18 protein-coding genes are annotated in these 17,615 nt (G+C 50.6%); 16 read left to right on the top strand and 2 right to left on the bottom strand.

The features are described 5' to 3' along the window. Nucleotides 1–293 precede the first annotated feature (293 nt). The 4 genes from HOLDEFILI_RS17530 to HOLDEFILI_RS17515 all read left to right on the top strand — a co-directional run bounded on the left by HOLDEFILI_RS17530 (nucleotide 294) and on the right by HOLDEFILI_RS17515 (nucleotide 3,824). Nucleotides 294–623: a PadR family transcriptional regulator gene (locus tag HOLDEFILI_RS17530; protein ID WP_006061267.1), complete on the top strand. Its 330-nt coding sequence runs from the start codon at nucleotides 294–296 to the stop codon at nucleotides 621–623. A 3-nt stretch (nucleotides 624–626) separates the two neighbouring features. Continuing rightward, the gene (locus HOLDEFILI_RS17525; protein ID WP_006061266.1) at nucleotides 627–1,364 is read left to right on the top strand and encodes a DUF2812 domain-containing protein; all 738 of its coding nucleotides are present in this window, start codon (nucleotides 627–629) and stop codon (nucleotides 1,362–1,364) included. A 205-nt stretch (nucleotides 1,365–1,569) separates the two neighbouring features. Next, on the top strand, nucleotides 1,570–2,268 hold the full coding sequence (locus HOLDEFILI_RS17520; protein ID WP_039865409.1) for an ABC transporter ATP-binding protein: 699 nt from the start codon (nucleotides 1,570–1,572) through the stop codon (nucleotides 2,266–2,268). Continuing rightward, nucleotides 2,265–3,824: a putative ABC exporter domain-containing protein gene (locus HOLDEFILI_RS17515; RefSeq protein WP_006061264.1), complete on the top strand. Its 1,560-nt coding sequence runs from the start codon at nucleotides 2,265–2,267 to the stop codon at nucleotides 3,822–3,824. Before HOLDEFILI_RS17520 ends, HOLDEFILI_RS17515 begins: the two co-directional genes overlap by 4 nt. Before the next feature lie 233 nt (nucleotides 3,825–4,057). Here HOLDEFILI_RS17515 and HOLDEFILI_RS17510 read toward each other — a convergent pair whose 3' ends face one another. Next, nucleotides 4,058–5,170, bottom strand: a complete 1,113-nt coding sequence (locus tag HOLDEFILI_RS17510; protein ID WP_006061262.1) for a putative periplasmic lipoprotein — start codon at nucleotides 5,168–5,170, stop codon at nucleotides 4,058–4,060. A gap of 211 nt (nucleotides 5,171–5,381) precedes the next feature. On the opposite strand from HOLDEFILI_RS17510, the gene HOLDEFILI_RS17505 reads away from it, so the two are divergent. From HOLDEFILI_RS17505 to HOLDEFILI_RS17475, 7 genes are all read left to right on the top strand, one after another. Next, the gene (locus HOLDEFILI_RS17505; protein ID WP_006061261.1) at nucleotides 5,382–5,642 is read left to right on the top strand and encodes a thioredoxin family protein; all 261 of its coding nucleotides are present in this window, start codon (nucleotides 5,382–5,384) and stop codon (nucleotides 5,640–5,642) included. A gap of 13 nt (nucleotides 5,643–5,655) precedes the next feature. Further along, nucleotides 5,656–6,108 carry a GNAT family N-acetyltransferase gene (locus HOLDEFILI_RS17500; protein WP_039865408.1) on the top strand — a complete coding sequence of 151 codons (453 nt, stop codon included), beginning with the start codon at nucleotides 5,656–5,658 and terminating at the stop codon, nucleotides 6,106–6,108. 199 nt (nucleotides 6,109–6,307) lie between these two features. Then, nucleotides 6,308–7,108, top strand: a complete 801-nt coding sequence (locus HOLDEFILI_RS17495) for a histidinol-phosphatase (protein WP_006061258.1) — start codon at nucleotides 6,308–6,310, stop codon at nucleotides 7,106–7,108. Further along, a complete protein-coding gene (cls, locus tag HOLDEFILI_RS17490) occupies nucleotides 7,108–8,646 on the top strand; it encodes a cardiolipin synthase (RefSeq protein WP_244264348.1) in 1,539 nt (512 codons plus the stop codon). The genes HOLDEFILI_RS17495 and cls overlap by 1 nt, the downstream gene beginning before the upstream one ends. 86 nt (nucleotides 8,647–8,732) lie before the next feature. Continuing rightward, a complete protein-coding gene (locus HOLDEFILI_RS17485; protein WP_006061256.1) occupies nucleotides 8,733–9,200 on the top strand; it encodes an NUDIX hydrolase in 468 nt (155 codons plus the stop codon). Nucleotides 9,201–9,409: 209 nt separating this feature from the next. After that, nucleotides 9,410–10,270 (top strand): ChbG/HpnK family deacetylase, encoded by an 861-nt coding sequence (locus HOLDEFILI_RS17480; RefSeq protein WP_006061255.1) that lies wholly within the window; start codon nucleotides 9,410–9,412, stop codon nucleotides 10,268–10,270. A 243-nt stretch (nucleotides 10,271–10,513) separates the two neighbouring features. Beyond that, nucleotides 10,514–11,101: a manganese efflux pump MntP gene (locus HOLDEFILI_RS17475; protein WP_006061254.1), complete on the top strand. Its 588-nt coding sequence runs from the start codon at nucleotides 10,514–10,516 to the stop codon at nucleotides 11,099–11,101. An 85-nt stretch (nucleotides 11,102–11,186) separates the two neighbouring features. Here HOLDEFILI_RS17475 and HOLDEFILI_RS17470 read toward each other — a convergent pair whose 3' ends face one another. Then, on the bottom strand, nucleotides 11,187–11,684 hold the full coding sequence (locus HOLDEFILI_RS17470) for an AAA family ATPase (protein ID WP_006061253.1): 498 nt from the start codon (nucleotides 11,682–11,684) through the stop codon (nucleotides 11,187–11,189). A 125-nt stretch (nucleotides 11,685–11,809) separates the two neighbouring features. On the opposite strand from HOLDEFILI_RS17470, the gene HOLDEFILI_RS18650 reads away from it, so the two are divergent. The 5 genes from HOLDEFILI_RS18650 to HOLDEFILI_RS17445 all read left to right on the top strand — a co-directional run bounded on the left by HOLDEFILI_RS18650 (nucleotide 11,810) and on the right by HOLDEFILI_RS17445 (nucleotide 17,453). Beyond that, the gene (locus HOLDEFILI_RS18650; protein ID WP_006061252.1) at nucleotides 11,810–12,544 is read left to right on the top strand and encodes a peptidoglycan recognition protein family protein; all 735 of its coding nucleotides are present in this window, start codon (nucleotides 11,810–11,812) and stop codon (nucleotides 12,542–12,544) included. A gap of 63 nt (nucleotides 12,545–12,607) precedes the next feature. Beyond that, a complete protein-coding gene (locus HOLDEFILI_RS17460; protein WP_006061251.1) occupies nucleotides 12,608–13,465 on the top strand; it encodes a patatin-like phospholipase family protein in 858 nt (285 codons plus the stop codon). A 196-nt stretch (nucleotides 13,466–13,661) separates the two neighbouring features. Next, nucleotides 13,662–13,946, top strand: coding sequence for an AbrB/MazE/SpoVT family DNA-binding domain-containing protein (locus HOLDEFILI_RS17455; RefSeq protein ID WP_006061250.1), 285 nt, complete (start codon nucleotides 13,662–13,664; stop codon nucleotides 13,944–13,946). 105 nt (nucleotides 13,947–14,051) lie between these two features. Continuing rightward, on the top strand, nucleotides 14,052–15,221 hold the full coding sequence (locus tag HOLDEFILI_RS17450; RefSeq protein WP_006061249.1) for a macrolide family glycosyltransferase: 1,170 nt from the start codon (nucleotides 14,052–14,054) through the stop codon (nucleotides 15,219–15,221). A 339-nt stretch (nucleotides 15,222–15,560) separates the two neighbouring features. After that, the gene (locus tag HOLDEFILI_RS17445) at nucleotides 15,561–17,453 is read left to right on the top strand and encodes a hypothetical protein (RefSeq protein ID WP_039865406.1); all 1,893 of its coding nucleotides are present in this window, start codon (nucleotides 15,561–15,563) and stop codon (nucleotides 17,451–17,453) included. Nucleotides 17,454–17,615 lie beyond the last annotated feature (162 nt).

Here is a 17,615-nt window from a genome sequence, read left to right as displayed (position 1 = left end):
AAAACTGGAATGAATCTCAAGGTTACAGCTTTTTTTGTGGAGTTCTGAACAACCGGGCAACTTGCGTGACCTCATTCCAGAAGAACTGCATCGATTCGCCAAAGATGAAGGACTGTCTTTTATTTCTCTTATCGTTGTTTTTTTAAATCGTAATCCCTAATAAGAGGGAGGATTAAGTTAAAATGACCTTGATTTATATTTCAATCAGAAATGTTGTTGACAGGATTTTTATATATATCTATAATAGATATATCTTAAATGGATATATCGTGAATAGACTGTGAGGAATAGAAATGCCAAAACAAGATACCTTTGAAACAGAACAGCTGACCGACGCGGCGTTTTACATCTTATTAGCGCTGATCGAACCGCTGCATGGTTATGCGATTATGAAGTATATTGAACAGCTGACCGGCGTACCGGGAATGATCGGGCCCGGCACGTTGTATACGCTGCTGAAAAAGATGTGCGCCAACGAGCTGATCACGCAGACGGCGGTGGAAGAAGGAAAGAAGTCTTACGTGCTGACCGATAAAGGTCGGATCTTACTGCGCCATGAATTAACCCGCCGGGAAACGATTGTCACGACGGCCCGCAAAATAATGATGGAGAAAGGAATATAACCGATGAAGAAAAAAATTATATTAGCCCAGGGTCTTGTATTTGAGGAAGAACAGGAAAAGCTGCGGCTTGAAAAACTGGCGCAGGAGGGCTGGCTGTTTGAGAGTGTAGCCTGGGGTGGTTTAGGCTGGCGGCTGGTTCGGGGCGAGCCGCAGTTCAGACAGTATGAATTTGATTATCTGCCTTCCGATCCGGCTGAACGGCAGGAATATCTGGCCTTGATGGAAGCCTCCGGCTGGCATTCGGCATTTCGTCAGGATCCGATCGTTTTATTCTGGTCTGATGAAAAGCGGACTCCGATCCATACGGAGGCATCGACGAAGCTGGAGTCCTATGTGCCGCTGGCCCGTGGCCTGTCGCGGATCAGCCTGGTTCTGGGCGGCTTGTTAATCGCACTTTTGTTCTCTGGACTTAAAGGCCGGGGGATCGCGCTGATCTTTCTGACCGGGCTGATCGGCTTTACGATGACGACGATGTGCGCTTCCGGCTACCGCATCCGAATGCAGCTGCTGAAACGCCAGGTGTCGCTGCAGGAGAAGCTTGAGGATCGGCTGCGGAAACAAATCATTACGCGGACAGCCTTCGCGCATTTACTTCTGCTTTTGTCGGGTTTATACCTGTTGATGATCGCTTATGCCCGCAAGCCGATGCCCGTGGGGTTATGGCTTCTGATCGCGCTGCAGGTCAGCGCCGGGCTGGGACTGAAATTAATTTGCTGGAAACAAATGAAAGAACTGGGCTGAATCCACTAAAACTGAGATTAGAAAGGCAAGGACGGAAAACGATTGTTTCTATATTAAAATATGAGAAATTGCTTGACCTGTCCCTAACGTCCGGGCATAAGTTAGGGGCAAGGAGGCGAACCGGAGTCGAATGTTAAGAATTTGTAATAAATAAAATAAGAAAAATATGCTAGAATAAGAAACATAAAATGGGAGGATGATTTCAATGATTGAAGTCTATCACGTCACAAAAAAATACGGCTTGTTTAAAGCGGTCGACGATCTGTCGCTGACGGCGAACAATGGCCGGATCACAATTCTTTTAGGTCCCAACGGAGCGGGCAAGTCCACAACGATCAAAAGCATCGCGGGGCTGCTTAAATTTGACGGCAAGATTCTGATTGACGGTTTCCCCAATTCGTCGGTTGACGCGAAGCGGCGGTTCGGCTATATTCCGGAAACACCGGTGTTGTATGATCAGCTGACAATCCGGGAACATATCCAGTTCATCAGCCGGGCATATCAATCTGAACAGGGCGAGATCCGTGCCCAGGCGTTGTTGGAACGGCTGGAGCTGGCGGACAAAACGAAAAAAACAGCCCGCGAATTATCCAAAGGAATGTCGCAGAAGCTGTCGATGGTACTGGCGTTATTGGCCGATCCGGATTCGATTTTGATCGACGAACCGATGATCGGACTTGATCCGGCGGCGATTGAAACTGTGCTGCAGCTGCTGAAAGAGCTGCGCGACGAGGGAAAAAGTATTTTGATTTCCACGCATATTATCGACATGTTTGAATCGCTGTGGGATGATGCGTACATTCTGCATCAAGGAAAAATCGTGCGCGAGGTCCGCCGCGAGGATCTGGGCGATCAGTCGCTGAAGGAAATTTTCTTTGCCTGCACGCAGGGGGAACAGGGATGAATGCGCTCAGCTATTTGTTTTTTGTCAAGCTCAAAGCGCAGCTCCGCCGGTTGTTTTCTAAGCCGACCTCGGCGATCGTAACACTGCTGGTCGTGGGGTTCTTCGGATTTTCTATTTATTCGGCGGTGCGGAATCGGGAAATGATGTCGGCAATGATGAACGTTCAGTCAGTGCAGGGCTGGATGATGTTGTTCTGCGGTTATGTGCTGTTTTTGATGACGATTATGATCCTGCAGAAGCGTTCCGCGATCGTGACGCGTGATGACGCCCAGTTTATTTTTGCGGGTCCGTTTACGCGGAAGCAGACGCTGGCCTACTTGTTGATTGAAACGGTGGAAGGCAGCCTGATTTATGCGCTGATCGCCGTGGCTTATATCTTAATGATGATGAGCTCCACTGTGATTCTGACGGTTCCGTTAGTGCTTTCGTTAATCCTGAGCAGCTTGTTGATGTTTTACTTCGCGTTTGCCCTGTTTACCTGGTTTTATTTTCTGGAATTGGTGAAGCCGCGGGCGAAGTGGTTAAAATATGGATTCCTGGCGGTGCTGCTGGGGTTTATCGGCCTGATCGCGATTCGCAACGTCGGTTTTGACGGCGGCGGGATTCAAAGTACAATCACCCGGTTTGTGGCTGATCCGTTATTTAACTGGGTGCCGGTGTTCGGCTGGTGCAAAATGGCGCTGATCGGCTTAGTGAGTCAGGATATGACGACCTGCCTGATCGGCTTTGCGGCGACGCTTCTTGTCTGCGCCGGGATCACCGCGCTGATTTTGAACGTTAAGGGTGATTTCTACGAACAGGCGATTATGGACGCGGAATGGATCAGCGAGCTGCGGCAGAATGCCCGCGTGCGGCGGTCTTCGGGTGGAACGAACGAAAAGGTTGTGTCAGTGAAGCAGGCGCGCTTTGGCAGCGGCGCGGCGGCGCTGGTTTCCAAGAATCTTCTGATCCTGCGCAAAACACGGCGGCTGTTATCGCTGCAGGAAGTGCTGTTAATCGCAATTTATCTGGGGATTGTCTGGATGAATGGACAAGGGTTCGGCTTTTATCAGTTCTTCGTTCTAATCGTCCTGTTCACCAGTGCGACGACGGATCGGATCGCCCAGGATTTACGGGTGTTCTATCTGTATTTGATTCCGGACCGGCCGCTTAAAAAGCTGGCGGCCCTGATGGTGCCGTCGATGCTGCACATCGTGGCGGTGGTGTTCGCTTCGTTAGTTTTCTGTCCGTTTGTCCTGGGCTGCAGCTGGACTGAAATCATACCGGCCGCGTTGATGATGACGGGTTTTGGCTGGTTGTTTCTCAGCGCTTCGCTGGTTTGCCTGCGCTTGATGAAAAGCCGCTCGACGCCGTTGATGGAACAGATGATCAAGATGGTTTTCTGTCTGATCCTGGCGATTCCTTACGGCATTACGGTCGTGGCGCTGATGTTCGTACCGGGACTGCCGGCGCTGGCTGTGCAGCTGGCGGGTTTGGCTGTCAACGGCTTGATCGGACTTGCCTGTCTGGCGCTGGCGACGCCGCTGTTGTCCGGCAACAACCTGATGGCGGACTGAGCAAGCGATGCGGGCCGAAAAGAAGGCTGGATAGACCAGATCGGCTTCCTCATTCTAAAAAAAACAACGTCCAGGGGAAAGGCTTCCCGACGTTGTTTTATTTTGTGAAAAATTGCGGAACAGATAAACTGGATGTCGTGTCAGAACCGATGCATAGTTTGTCAACGCGGCAGCCGTTTTCCTGCCTCGGGATCGCTGTCCCTCTGATTTTGCGCTGATCTTGAGATTAGGATTTATCCGATTTTCGGACTGGCGGACGGCGCTGGCTGCGGGGAAGCGGAAGGCAGGGGAGAGGTTGTGGACCGCGGAGAAGGAGACGGGGTGGTTTTCGAATTTGCCGGCGGTCCGTCCAACGGATTGACGAAGCTGTCAATCTTCCACATGCCCTGTTCTTTTTTCAGGATAAACTCGGAGGTTTCCTCGACCATTTGCCCCTGAACCTGCCATGCCGACGTCGCGTCGAAGGTCAGCTGATCTTCATCCTGTTTGACCAGAGTGAAGCTGGTTTTGATATACTGTCCGTCGCCGGCGGGCGTCTGCGCGCCGATCCAGCTGACCGTATCGTCCGTAATTATGACACGCTGGGCGAACGTGGAGGCTTCCAGAATCCGGCGGCCTTCCGCGGTGAAGAAGGCGTCGAGGATCGCGTCGTAATTCTGAATCTCGACCTGCTGATCCTCGCCGGCCGCGTCCAGAATGAAGTAATTCGCGGATCCCTGGCACAGCTCTAATATTAATTCCAGGCAGGCCTGCGCTTTTTCTACCGGATCCTCGCTGACCTTTACCGAAAGCGTGAATTCAACGGCATTGCCGGAAGAATCCTGGAACCGGCCAGGCAGGGAATACGTTCCCGGTGTCGCGTAATCGACGTCGCTGATCAGCCAGCGGAAGTTTTTGACCAGCGTGGATTCGCGGTTGAAATTATCCTGCAGCAAAATCCCGGCGGTCTTCGCCGTCAGTTCAGGAGCTTCGCCCGTTAAAAAGACCGGCGGCTGCACCGGCAGCACATAGGTTGGAGCGGTATGATCGACCGTCGTGACCTTCAAGGTTTTCACATCGTAATAACCGTTTTTATCCACCGCCTTGATCTTGATATAAGAGGTCCCGAGCAGGGAATTATTGGCGTTGTTCAGAAAGACGACGTTTTCCGCAGGCAATTCGTTGCCCTGACTGTCCACAGCTTTAAAATAAGCCCGCAGCATATCTTCTGAAAAATCAGGCTGATTGACCTCGATGACGGCGTCTTCTAAAATCGTAATCTGCGGCGGTCCGGGATTTTCTACCCGCCTGGCGCAGCCGCCCAAAAGCAGAACACATAAAGCTAGCACCCCTGTTTTTCTCATCATATTTGAAAGCCTCCTTTCCCGTCTTGGATTTGTTCGCTCTATAATTAGTCTTATTCTATCATATTCTGTTCATGCGCTTGCAACGTTTGTCAATTCGTAAAAGAATTGAAAGAAATCGCGGAATGGGACGAAACTTGTCGGGACTTCTTCCAGGCAAAGGCATTGTCACTTTTTCCTGATTCTGGTAAACTGAAGATAAGAAGGTGAAACCATGCAGGAAATCACAATGTTTGTCTTAAAGAATTGCCCCTATTGCCGCCAGGCGCAGAAAGATCTCGACGTTTTGCTTGCGGATCCGCGCTATCGGAATATCCGCATTACGAAGATTGATGAAGGCGAAAATCCGCAGCTGGCTGATCAATACGATTATTATTATGTCCCGACCTTTTATCTGGGCGCGCAGAAGAAACTGGAAGGCGCGCTGACACGCGCGCAAATTCAGGCGCTGCTGGACGAAGCGGCCGCGGGCTAGGCGGATGAAGGTTATGGACTGGCTGTTTCGCAGAGAGGTGCTGACCGATCAGGAAATTGATTTGATCAAGGTCATGGAAGTCAAAAAAGAGGCGGGCCGCAACGATGTGCCGTCCGTTGTTTTTGAAATCCGCGAACATGGAAAGCACGCCGCTGTGGGACGCTGCGATCTGCGGATGGGCATGAATGAGGAATTATATTATGCCGGGCAGATCGGCTATACCGTGTACCCGATGTACCGCGGGCATCATTACGCGCTTAAAGCCTGCCGCCTGTTGTTCCAGCTGGCGAAGCAGAAATATGGCATGAATTCGCTGATCATCACGTGCAATCCGGACAATCTGCCCTCGCGGCGGACATTGGAAGCACTGGGCGGAGAATTGAAGGCGATCGTCGACGTGCCGAAGGAGCATTATCTGTATCAGTACGGCGACGTTCAGAAATGTATTTTTGAATATCACCTGTAACCGGCGCTGCCGGTTCTTTTCATATCTTCCGGCTTGTTCGTTCAACGAAATGTTGAATGGCATGCCCTTGGTGGACATTTTCTGCGCATATTCGATTTCCAGGCTTTTCCAGCTTCATTTCTTAGGCTGATCTTAAGAAAGTCTTTCGTGCAAATGGGCACGGATTTCGCTATAATATGACGTATTGAGGGGTGAAAGCATGCCGGATTTTAATCTTCATACTCATACCGCCCGCTGCCGTCACGCCGTCGGCACAGATGAAGCGTATGTTCAGGCGGCGATCAAAGCCGGATTCAAAGTTTTAGGCTTCAGCGATCACTGCCCGTTCGCGTGTTTGAGAGATCAGCGCGACCGCATGAATAGCGAAGAAAAAGCAGGATATCTGAATTCGATCGCAAGCTTGAAAGATAAATACCGGGATCAGATTACCATTCTTACCGGATATGAATTTGAATATTTTCCCTCCTTGCGCCAGGAGCTGCAGGAACGCCGGGATGAAACGGACTATATGATTCTTGGCAACCACTATCTGACCCCCGGCGGCACGGATTTCTGCGAAGCGGCGGAGGATGAAAATGTATTGCTTTATGCCCGCCGGATCGCGGCGGCGTTAGCGGAAGGGTTGGCGGATTATGTTGCCCATCCGGAATACTTTATGTTAAGCCGCGACCATTGGTCGCCAGCCTGCGACGAAGCGGCGCGGATCATTTGTGCGGCGGCGGTGAACGCCGAGGTGCCGCTGGAGATCAATCTTAAGGGAATGAAGCATGGCAAGCTGGCTTATCGGGAAGGCTGGCGTTACGCTTATCCGTGGGCGAGGTTCTGGGAAATCGCCGGAACCTTCGGCTGCACTGCGGTCTATGGCATGGATGCCCATGACCCCCGGCAGTTTGCGCTCATGCCGCAGCGGATCGCCGAGGTTCAGACGTTTATTGATTTGACGGGCGTGCGCGTCAGGGAACAGTGGGATGCGCTGCAGTTTGGAAAGAAGGAAAAATGATGAAAAAACTATGGAACATCATGGCGAACCGACTTTTCATCGTGGCGGTTCTTATCCTGCTTCAGCTGGGCTTGATCATCGGCGTGATGGTGAGCCTGTCCGGGTTTAAGCTGGTCAGCGACCTGCTTCGTTTCATCAACTTCTTTTTAATTATCTACATCGTGAACAAACAGGAAAACCCGTCATATAAACTGGCCTGGATCATCCTGGTGCTCGTCTTCCCGCTGTTCGGCGGGTTATTTTATCTGATGTTCGGCGGCCGGAAAATGCCGAAGGCGCTGCGTAGGGAAGCGATGGCGGAAGCGGCCCGAACCCATCCCGTCCTGCCGCACAATGAGAAAATTTTGAAAGAAATTGAGGAACAGGACAATCAGATTGTCAAGCAGTTCCGGTATGTGCTCAATAACGCCTACTATCCGGTATATAAAAATACGGAGGCGACCTATTGCCCGACCGGCGAGGTGAAGTTCTGGCACATGCTGCGGGAACTGAAAAAAGCGGAGCGGTATATCTTCCTGGAATATTTTATTGTCGATAACGGGATCATGTGGGATTCAATCCTGGAAATTTTGATTGAGAAGGTGAAGCAGGGCGTCGATGTGCGGATGATGTACGATGATGCCGGCTGCGTTTATACCCTGCCGGCCAACTACCGTAAAATCTTAGAAAAACTGGGAATCCGCTGCGCCGTGTTCAATCCGTTAAAAGCCCGGCTGGTGATCCAGATGAACAACCGCGATCACCGCAAGATCTGTGTGATCGACGGGAAGATCGGCTTTGTCGGCGGGATCAATCTGGCCGATGAATACATCAACGCTTATGAAAAATATGGTCATTGGAAAGATACGGCCGTGATGCTCAGAGGCGAGGCCGTGTGGAGTCTGACCGTCATGTTCTTACAGTTCTGGAACTTTGTTTATAAAGATATGGCGCCGAGCAACTATGACGATTACTGGCCGGTCTACAAGCCTGAGGAACAGCTGCAAAGCGACGGCTATATCCAGCCGTTTTCCGACAGCCCGACGGATGAGGAGGAAGTCGGAGCCACGATCCATTTCAACATCATCAATCAGGCGCGGCATTATGTCTACATCCATACGCCTTATTTAATCATCGGCTATGAGATGCAGCGGGCGTTGGAAACGGCGGCCAAGGCCGGCGTCGACGTGCGCATCATCGTGCCGCATGTACCGGATAAAAAGCTGGTGTTTATGGTGACACGCGCCAATTATGAACCGTTGCTAAAAGCAGGCGTGAAGATCTATGAGTACACGCCGGGCTTCATCCATTCCAAATCCTTTGTCAGCGACGATGAGATCGGTCTGTGCGGTACGACCAATATGGATTACCGCAGTTACTATCTGCATTTTGAATGCGGGGTGCTGGCATACAAGAGTTCGATCATCCGGGATATGAAGCAGGACTACATCGAGACATTAAAGGATTGCCGCGAAGTGACGCTGGACGACTGCCGCAAGACTCCGGCTGCCGTGCGGTTAATCCGGGCTATTCTGAATCTGTTTGCACCGATGATGTAAACGCCGGGGTTCCCAGCGTGCAGCCCCATGGAATGAAGTTTTAATAAGGACGTCAAACATTAGAATAAGTTGAAAAGGAGTCGGAAATGAGCGAAATTAAGGTTAGCTTTCAAGCCTGCGCCGAGGCTATACCCCTGAAATATGTCGTTATCGTTCTGCGGGATGGCGATCAGGTGTTGTGGGCGCGGCATCGCCGGCGGTCTGCCTGGGAAATTCCTGGCGGACATCTTGAACCGGGAGAAACTCCGCGTCAGGCGGCTGAACGCGAGCTGTGGGAGGAAACCGGCGTCACGCAAGCTGAACTTGAGCCGGTGTGCATTTATACGGTGAGCCAGGACGGCCGGCAGGACAGCGGTCTGCTTTACGCTGCGTCCGCTGGTGTCCAGGGCCCCCTTCCCGCGTTTGAAATGGCCGAAACCCGATGGTTCAGCGAACTGCCTGAAGAACTGACGTATCCGGAAATCCAGCCGTTGTTATGGCGGCAGGCACGGCAAGTCCGCGGCCAGGGAAACGAAGACGAACTTTCGCAAATGACGGATATTTTCAACGAGTAAAAATTTCAAGGCGTCTTCACACAGACCGGATTTCCGGGCTGTTTCTTGTTGAATTAGGAGAAAGAACGTTCACGGATCGTTAAGGGTACGCCGCAAAGCCGTGCTATGCCGGTAAGTGTCATCTTTTTCACTCATATTAGAACTTTTTTTGCGACAGAAGACAGCGGAGGATTTTGTATAATAAGCACAGAAAGACGAGGAATAGGAGAATGAGAAAAAGATTGGTTTTCAGGGTCGATGACGTCGGCTATACGCCGGCTTATGACATGGGGGCGTTTAAGGCATTTGAATGCGGGATCGCGTCGTCCGCGGACGTGATGTTCGATTCGCCGGATACTGTCGCCGCGTTAAACTGGCTGAAGGACAAACCGTGGCTGTCGATCGGCTGGCATCGTCATCTGTGGGAAAGTCCCGTCCTGCCGCCGGAGGAAGTTCCTTCTTTAGTCAATGAAAAAGGCCGGTTTAAATGGGGACACCGGCATCCGGAGTTAATGCAGGAAGCAACCTATGAAGAGACTTATCAAGAATTCAACGCGCAGATGGAGCTATGTTATTGCATTCTGGGCAAATATCCTGATGTCGCCAGTGTGAAAAACAGCGAGCTGCCGCTTGAAAAAGCATTTAAAGCGGTCGTGGAAAAACACGGAATCGCCTATAATATTTTTTCCTCCGCGCCGGATCATCGCCATCCGACGGAATGTGATCCGAAATATAAGGCATTGCGTTATTATTCTTCCGGTCTGGCAACAAACCCCAGCTATAAGCTGGAAGATTTCAAAGATTATCAGCCGTTAGAGAAAATGATGGCGCTGCGGTGGACAGACGCCGAGGAAGTTTTCATGTATGGCTGGCATCCAGGCTATTGCGACGATCACATCATGGAAGAATCGACCTGTAATCTTCACCGATGCAAAGAGCTGCAAGCATGCACGAGCGAGGAATATAAAAACTGGATTATTGAAAACAAAATTGAATTGGTGAATCAGCGCGACGTTCTTTATGGAACGAACGAGTTTCAGGATCATTTGAAAGCGATCGGCAGTCCGCTGTGGATCGGAAATTTCAAGTAAATTCCAACACCTGCGCCACTTTGTCGAAAGCGGCCGGAAAAACAGGCGGAAAGGCTTGCATCTTCATTCTGTTTTTGGTATATTGAACATACTTCTTGAGGGAGTAGTTTGCGTGGGGAAACCTGCGTGTCAAATCAACACAATGGCGGTTTGCCGCCTGGTTTGGCTTAATGAACAAGACTCAAGCATAGGCTTTAACGAGCTTATGCCTGGGTCTTTTTTTAGGAAGAAAGAGGGAAATGTATGGATGCAAATGTTATGGATGCGGTCACGTTAGTCATGTTAGCGGTCGGTTTGGCAATGGACGCGTTTGCGGTGTCGATCACCGACGGCTTATGTTATGAAAACTTTCACCGCAAAGAAGCGCTGATCACTTCCGGGGCGTTCGGCTTGTTCCAGGGAATCATGCCGCTGATCGGCTATTTCTGCGGCCGGATGTTCAGCGACGCGATCAGCTCAATCGACCATTGGATCGCGTTGATCCTGCTGGGCGTGATCGGGCTGAATATGATTAAAGAAGCGTGGCAGGAAAGCCGGGAATCGGAATGTGAAAACTGCGGGAATAAAACGCTGACGCTGCCGACGATCCTGATGCAGGCAGTTGCCACCAGTATCGACGCTCTGGCAGTGGGAATCAGCTTCGCGGTCATTCATGTCAATATTTTTACCGCCTGTCTGTTGATTTGCGGCATCACTTTCGGACTGAGCCTGATCGGCGCGGCAATGGGGAAACGTTTCGGTTCGATGGTCAAAGAAAAAGCCCGGGTTCTGGGCGGTGTGATTTTGATTCTGATCGGGCTGCGGATCTTTGTGGAACACATGTTTTTCTAAAATTTGCGGAAATATCCTCATGAAAGTCATTGCAAAAAAACTTCTTACGCGGGTAAGAGTTTTTTTTTAAGAAAATTGAAGCGAGTCAGCGCAGCCGGAACAGAATTTCCCGGGCAATGGACCGGGGTTCACGTCCGGTTGTTTCTATTTTTTCTGAGTCAATGTCGTCATAATGAGGCAGCCGGGCCAAGCTGCGCTCAAGACAGTCCGGTGTTCGCAGGCCCCGGTCGATGTCAGACTGCAGCTGGCGGCGCAGCTGAGCAGGGGAAGGCGATAAGGTAAAATGATAGAAAGTAAATTCGCCGAGAAGCCGGTTTAAAATCGAACGCACGGTTTCGGGGTCGTCCATCACCCAGCTGAACAAAATATAATCGAAGTCCGGCTGGGCGAGGAACTGATTCAATAAATAGGTAATATTGTTCAGAACCATCGCTTTAGTTTGATCATTGACCTGAAACGGATGCATCATCCAGCACCAATCCCCATCCAGCCAGACGCTGCGGGTAAGCTGTTCGCTGCATAAGCGGCTGACCGTGCTTTTTCCGCTGCCCATCGTACCGCTGATAAAAATAACTTTCTTCATATTCACTTCCTGCCTTTGTTTTTGATTATAGCATGTTTTAGAAAGAATTAAGAATTTCCTTCGGTGTTCGGCAAAGGAACATGTTAAAATAAAATAAAGTTTATTTCGCAGATTGGGGATGTTTTATGAATACTCAACAAGGAAAAACCGCCGCGCGCCAACGGGCGGTTTCCTCGCGTTCTTCGTCAGGAAAACAAAAACGGGCGCATAAACGTTACCGCCTGAAAGCGTCGGTCCGCCGCAAGCTGGCGATTCTGGGCGTGCTGGCGGGATTGATCGTCATCGCGCTGCTTTTGTTGTGGCTGTGGCCGGCACGGGAAAAACGGATCTATCATACCGAAGGCGTGCAGCTGCAGACGGTCAACGGCATTGAAGTTGTGCATGATTACATTCCTGAGGGACATCAGAACCGGCCCGGGATTCAGCGTGAAATCCGCTGGATCGTCATTCATGAAACGGACAACGAAGCGGCCAGCGCGGACGCCTGGCATCATAACGAATATTTAAAGACGAATGAAACGGACATCAATTCCTGGCATTATACAGTCGACGATCATGCCATTTATCATTCCCTGCCGGATGAGGAAGTCGGCTGGCACGCGGGTGATAAAATGACGGAAAACGGCGGCAATATGACAGGGATCGGGATTGAGCTGTGCGTCAACGAAGGCAATGATTTTGAAAAGACAATGGAAAACGCGGCCGCACTGTGCGCCGAGCTGATGAAGGCGTATGATCTGCGGATTGAGGATATCAAGCAGCACCATGATTTCTCAGGCAAGGACTGCCCGCACCGGATTTTATCCGCGGACCGGACGGAAGAATTCGTAAAAATGGTTCAAGAAGCGACGAAACCATGATTTTGTAGTGGTAAATTCAGTTTTTTTTGTTACAATAAATGACTGGATGATTGAGGTGAATTTATGGGAAAAACCGGACTGGTTTTAGAAGGCGGCGGGATGCGCGGCGCCTATACGGCTGGGGTTTTGACATGGCTGATCGACCATGAGATCGAATTCGATTACGGCGTCGGCATTTCAGCCGGGGCGATGAATCTGTGCAGCTTCGCAATGCAGAATAAACAGTATCTGTATGATGTCGGCGTCATCTACATGCCGGACAAGCGGAATGTAGGACTGAATCCTTTATTGAAGGAACGGCATTATGTCGGATATGACTTCATGTTTGACCGGCTTCTGAAGGACACGATCCACTATGAGCTGGATGCGCTGCGGAAGGCGCCGATGGAGATTGAGATCGGCTTGTTTAATTTGAATACATCGAAAGTGGAGTGGGTCAGAAAACAGGAGCTGGACGACGATCTGCGGCTGTTAAAAGGCGCGTGTACACTGCCATTGGCCGGTGCGCCGGTGCCTTACCGCGGCGGGCTATATATGGACGGCGGCGTGACGACGATGGTGCCGATCAAGCGTTCGCTGGGTTATGGCTGCGATAAGCATCTGGTGATTGTGACCAAGGATGAGAGCTATGTGCGTAAGCCGAGCAGCAAGATGCTGCTGAATACCTCAAAGATGGCGTATCATAACCAGGCGTTGATCGACGCGCTGAAAATCCGCAGCGACGTGTATTATGAAGAAATGAATCTGGTCGATGATTTGCAGAAGGAAGGCAAAGCGTTGTTGTTAAGACCTTCAAAAAATCTCGGCGTAAAGCGGTTCTCCGGCGACGCGGAAGCCTTGAAGCAGTTATTTGAACTGGGCAAGGCCGATTGTGAAACGCGGAAAGCGGAGCTGCTGAGTTTTTTAGGCAAAGCTGAATAAATTTGAAAGAAGACGGAAAACGATTTCTGGATAAACCGGGATCGCTTTTTATTTCCTGCGGCAGAAAGTGGCTGGTTCATGAAACTCAGGGAGGAAAGACACGATAGTTCAGGAAGTTGCTTGACGAGCCTGGCAGACAGGAGTAATATGGTGTTATAAGTTATACAAGTTATACTTTTTATACAAGGAGGAAAACATGAAATCACAGGTAAAAGACGGAAAATATATGAGTTCTGTGAAGGTCGGACCGAAAGGCCAGATTGTTATCCCGAAGGAAGTCCGTGATTTGTTTCAGATTCAGCCCGGCGATACGCTGATGTTGCTGGCGGACAGGGAGAAGGGCATTGCGATCGAACGCTATGACGTCTTTGAGAAGATTGCCGACGCGATTTTTGCGGGCAAGGCGAAAGAACTCTATCCGGACATGCCGGAGGAAGATTCAAAAGTATTCGCGGAATCTATCCGTCAAACGAAAAAGTAAAGGTATTGATTCTTTTGTTCCATTTGCGTCAAGATTCTCACCGGCGTTCAGCCAAGGACGCGGCGTAAAATAAAAGACCGGGAAACCGGCTTTGGAGGTTGTTATATGGCAATCATCGCATTCTTCTGCCTTCCTGCTTACGGGCATACCAATCCGACATTAGAAGTCGTCCGGGAACTAACGAAGCGGAATCATCAGGTTGTGTACTTCTCATTTTCACCATTTCAGCAGCGGATTGAGGAAGCGGGCGCCCGGTTTATTAACTGCGATGCGGAGCTTCCCATGGATAAGGCGGGAGCGATGGCGGCCAATAGTGATGTCGGCGGGTCGATCAAGCTGCTGACAGATACGACGCTGGCGCTTGACAAAAAGATATGCGAAACACTGCAAGCCTTGCGGCCGGACTGCATTGTGGCCGACTCGATGGCAGTCTGGGGAAAGTTCGCGGCCTTGAAGCTGGGAATTCCCTTAATCTCGTCGACAACCACGTTTGCCTTTAACCGGTACTCCGCCAAGATCATGAAACAGAGTTTTGGCCAGCTGTTCAGCCTGATCCGCTCGATGCCGCAGATCCGCCGTCAGATCCGCCGGCTGCGGGAACACGGCTATCCGGTTAAGAACCTGCTTTCTATCCTGCAGAATGATGATCAGACCTGCACGATCGTTTACACGTCGCGCGAATTTCAGCCGTATGCCGAAACCTTTTCCGAACGGATTCAGTTTGTCGGGCCTTCCCTGAGACAAATTTCAACCAAAGCGGCAGACGTAAGAACGGCGGTTTATATCTCGCTGGGGACTGTCAATAACCAACATCCGGATTTCTTTCAGAACTGCGTGGAAGCGCTGCGCGATTATCCGGGCGAAGTAATCATGGCGGTCGGCACGGAAAACCAGGCGGCTGCGCTGGAAGCCCCGGCTCATTTCACGATCCGCCCTCAGGTGGATCAGCTTGAGGTTCTGCAGAAAGCTGCGTTGTTTCTGACGCATGGCGGAATGAACAGTGTGAACGAGGGCTTGTATGCCGAGGTGCCGCTGATTCTCTATCCGCAAACCGCGGAACAAGGCGGCGTCGCGCGGCGGGTCGTGCAGCTGAACGCCGGTATTCTTTTAGATGAAAACAGTCCGGCCGCGATTCGCAGAGCGGTTAATCAGGTTCTGGCTAATCCGGTATTAAAAGAAAATGCAGCGGCAATCAGCCGCAGCTTCCGCCAGGCCGGCGGCGCGGTCCGGGCAGCGCAGCTGATCGAAGGCTGGATTCAGGAAAAGAAGAATTGATTAGGTTTCCGAGAAGTTTTAATCAGCTGTCAGCTGAATTCCTGCGGTACCCCCGGCGTTGAAGAAGCGCCGGGGGTTCTTCTTATATTGACTCCGTTAAAACGCGGATTACAGCGGTTCGCTCTTTTTTAGGAAATGGAGTGCCAGCACCTCCTTATCTAATTCGCAGCCGGAAAATCCGGCATCCGATGAACTGTTGAAAAGGACAGAGAGCGTCGGTAGAAGAACCGTGTAATTGATGACAAAAGAATTAATTTTACTTTTTTACTATTTTAATTACTGAAAATTTGAGTACAATAAGAAGATAGTGACTAAAAAAGGATATTTAAGAGAAATATGATGAAATATAAAGCAATGATTAATCACGTGATTCAACTAAAAAAAGAGAAACCGATTTTGATGTGGGCAGGCACGATTCTGATCATCGTGTTCGTTTCGTTCTTGATCGCTTCGTTCTTCTGTTTTCCCTTTAACAACGGTCAGGTTCATCTGGGCGCCGATACCGGCTTCCACATCAACCGGATTATCAGCCTGATGGAGGCCCAGCAGAACAACGTTGAATACCCGTATCTGTTCTGGAATCAAAATTACAATTTCGGATATCCGACGCCGATCTTTTACTGCAACCTCTTTCTGTACTGGCCGGCCGCGCTTTTGACGGACGGCATGCTTCCGGTGCTGGTGTATAAGAAGTATGTGTTCGGGTTAGTCTGGATCGCGACGATGATGATCGGTCTGTGCAGCTATAAGGTAAGCAAGCGCAGCGGTTACGCGGCGATTCTGGCGATGCTGCTGTTCATGCTGAACACGCACAGCATCACCGACATTCTGCGGCGGGGCGGACTGGGCGAGCTGTTGGCGCTGGTCTTCATTCCAATCTGTCTGGCGGGAATCTATCAGACGATGTACAAGGACAGCCGGCGCTGGATCTGGCTGGCCGTGGGGTATTGCGGTTTAGTGCTGTCGCACAACATCAGCTTTATTTTAATGTGCATCGTGTTCGCGGTCTTCGCTTTGATCAATATGAAAAAGCTGTGGCGGGAAAAAATCCGGATTCTGAATATCCTGCAGGCGATTCTGGCGGCGCTGGCCTGCGCCTGGTTTTTCATCGCTCCGATGCTGGAACAGATGGGCGCGGTGGATATGGTCGTTTCGCATACGTTTAATCTGGGCGGCGGGCTGGCGGCTTCCGCGGTCGACTTGTCGGAAATCTTCAATTTCACCGTCGATACTTCGGTATATTTGAATAATTCTCCGGGGCCGTTTCTGATCTTCATGCCGCTGATCGGCTTCGCGGTGAAGGAGAAGCGCAAGCGCAATCCGTTTATATTTCACTGCTGGATTATCGGCTATGTATCGATGTTGATGATGACGAAGCTGTTTCCCTGGCAGCTGTTTCCATTTTTCAGCTTTATGCAGTTTGTGCAGCGGCTGCTGCCGGTCTGCATTCCGATGCTGGCGCTGGCCGGCGGGTATTACTGGTTTGTGTTCATCCGAAATTTCAAACGGGTGGAATTCAGGATCCTGTTGAAGACGGCCAGCGTAGTCGTGATCTTGATACCGACCTATTCTATGCTGAAGGTGAATTATGATCAGATCTACGGCTATCCGGATGCCATGACGGTGGAGGAAGCGCAGCTGAGCGTTTATGGAGAAACGCAGGAAACCGCCGTCTACAACGTCCAGCAGTTAAGCAGCGCGGATTATCTGCCGTATGATGTGGACGTCGATTACAAGGATTACCGCGAATGGGTGAAATGGGCGGTATCGCCGAGCGAATCGTTCATCGACAGCAGTATGAAGCTGCTGATCAATGATAAGAACGTCGATGAAAGCGAGTATGGACATTTTAAATTTGTTGTAAAATCGGGGCCGAGCGGCCAGTGGCTTACTGTTCCGCGCACGTATTATTACGGCTATGAGGTTGACGCGATCAAGGATGGCGAAGTGATCGACACGATTATTCCTTATGCTGCGGAGAATACCGGACTGGTTACGTTTGACATGCTGGAAAGCGAAGGACCGATTACCTATGACGTCGTCTACCGTCCGACTTCCGTCCAGACTTCCAGCATGGCTTTTTCGATCATGGCGGTAAAGGTTGTGCTCGTGCTTTATGTCCTGGAGCGGCTTCTGTATTATGGACTGGCGCTGACCCGGGGACTTCGCAAACCTTCCGCGAAACCGGACCAGAAAACAGTGAAACCAAAACGACCGGAATCCCGGGAGTAGCGTGTGATTCAGATCAGGAACGATTGAAAGAATAAATAAAATCATGGAACAGGAAGACGCCGGGGATGAACTCCGGCGTGTTTTTGACGAGGCTCAATGTGACAGGTCGGTATGCTGCAGAGAAACGGGGAGAAGTCCAGTCACGAAAAAAGCGAGAACGCA

Origin of the sequence: Holdemania filiformis DSM 12042, from assembly GCF_000157995.1 — a bacterium.
Lineage (GTDB): Bacteria > Bacillota_I > Bacilli_A > Erysipelotrichales > Erysipelotrichaceae > Holdemania > Holdemania filiformis.
This window is presented reverse-complemented; position numbering and strand designations above follow the sequence as displayed.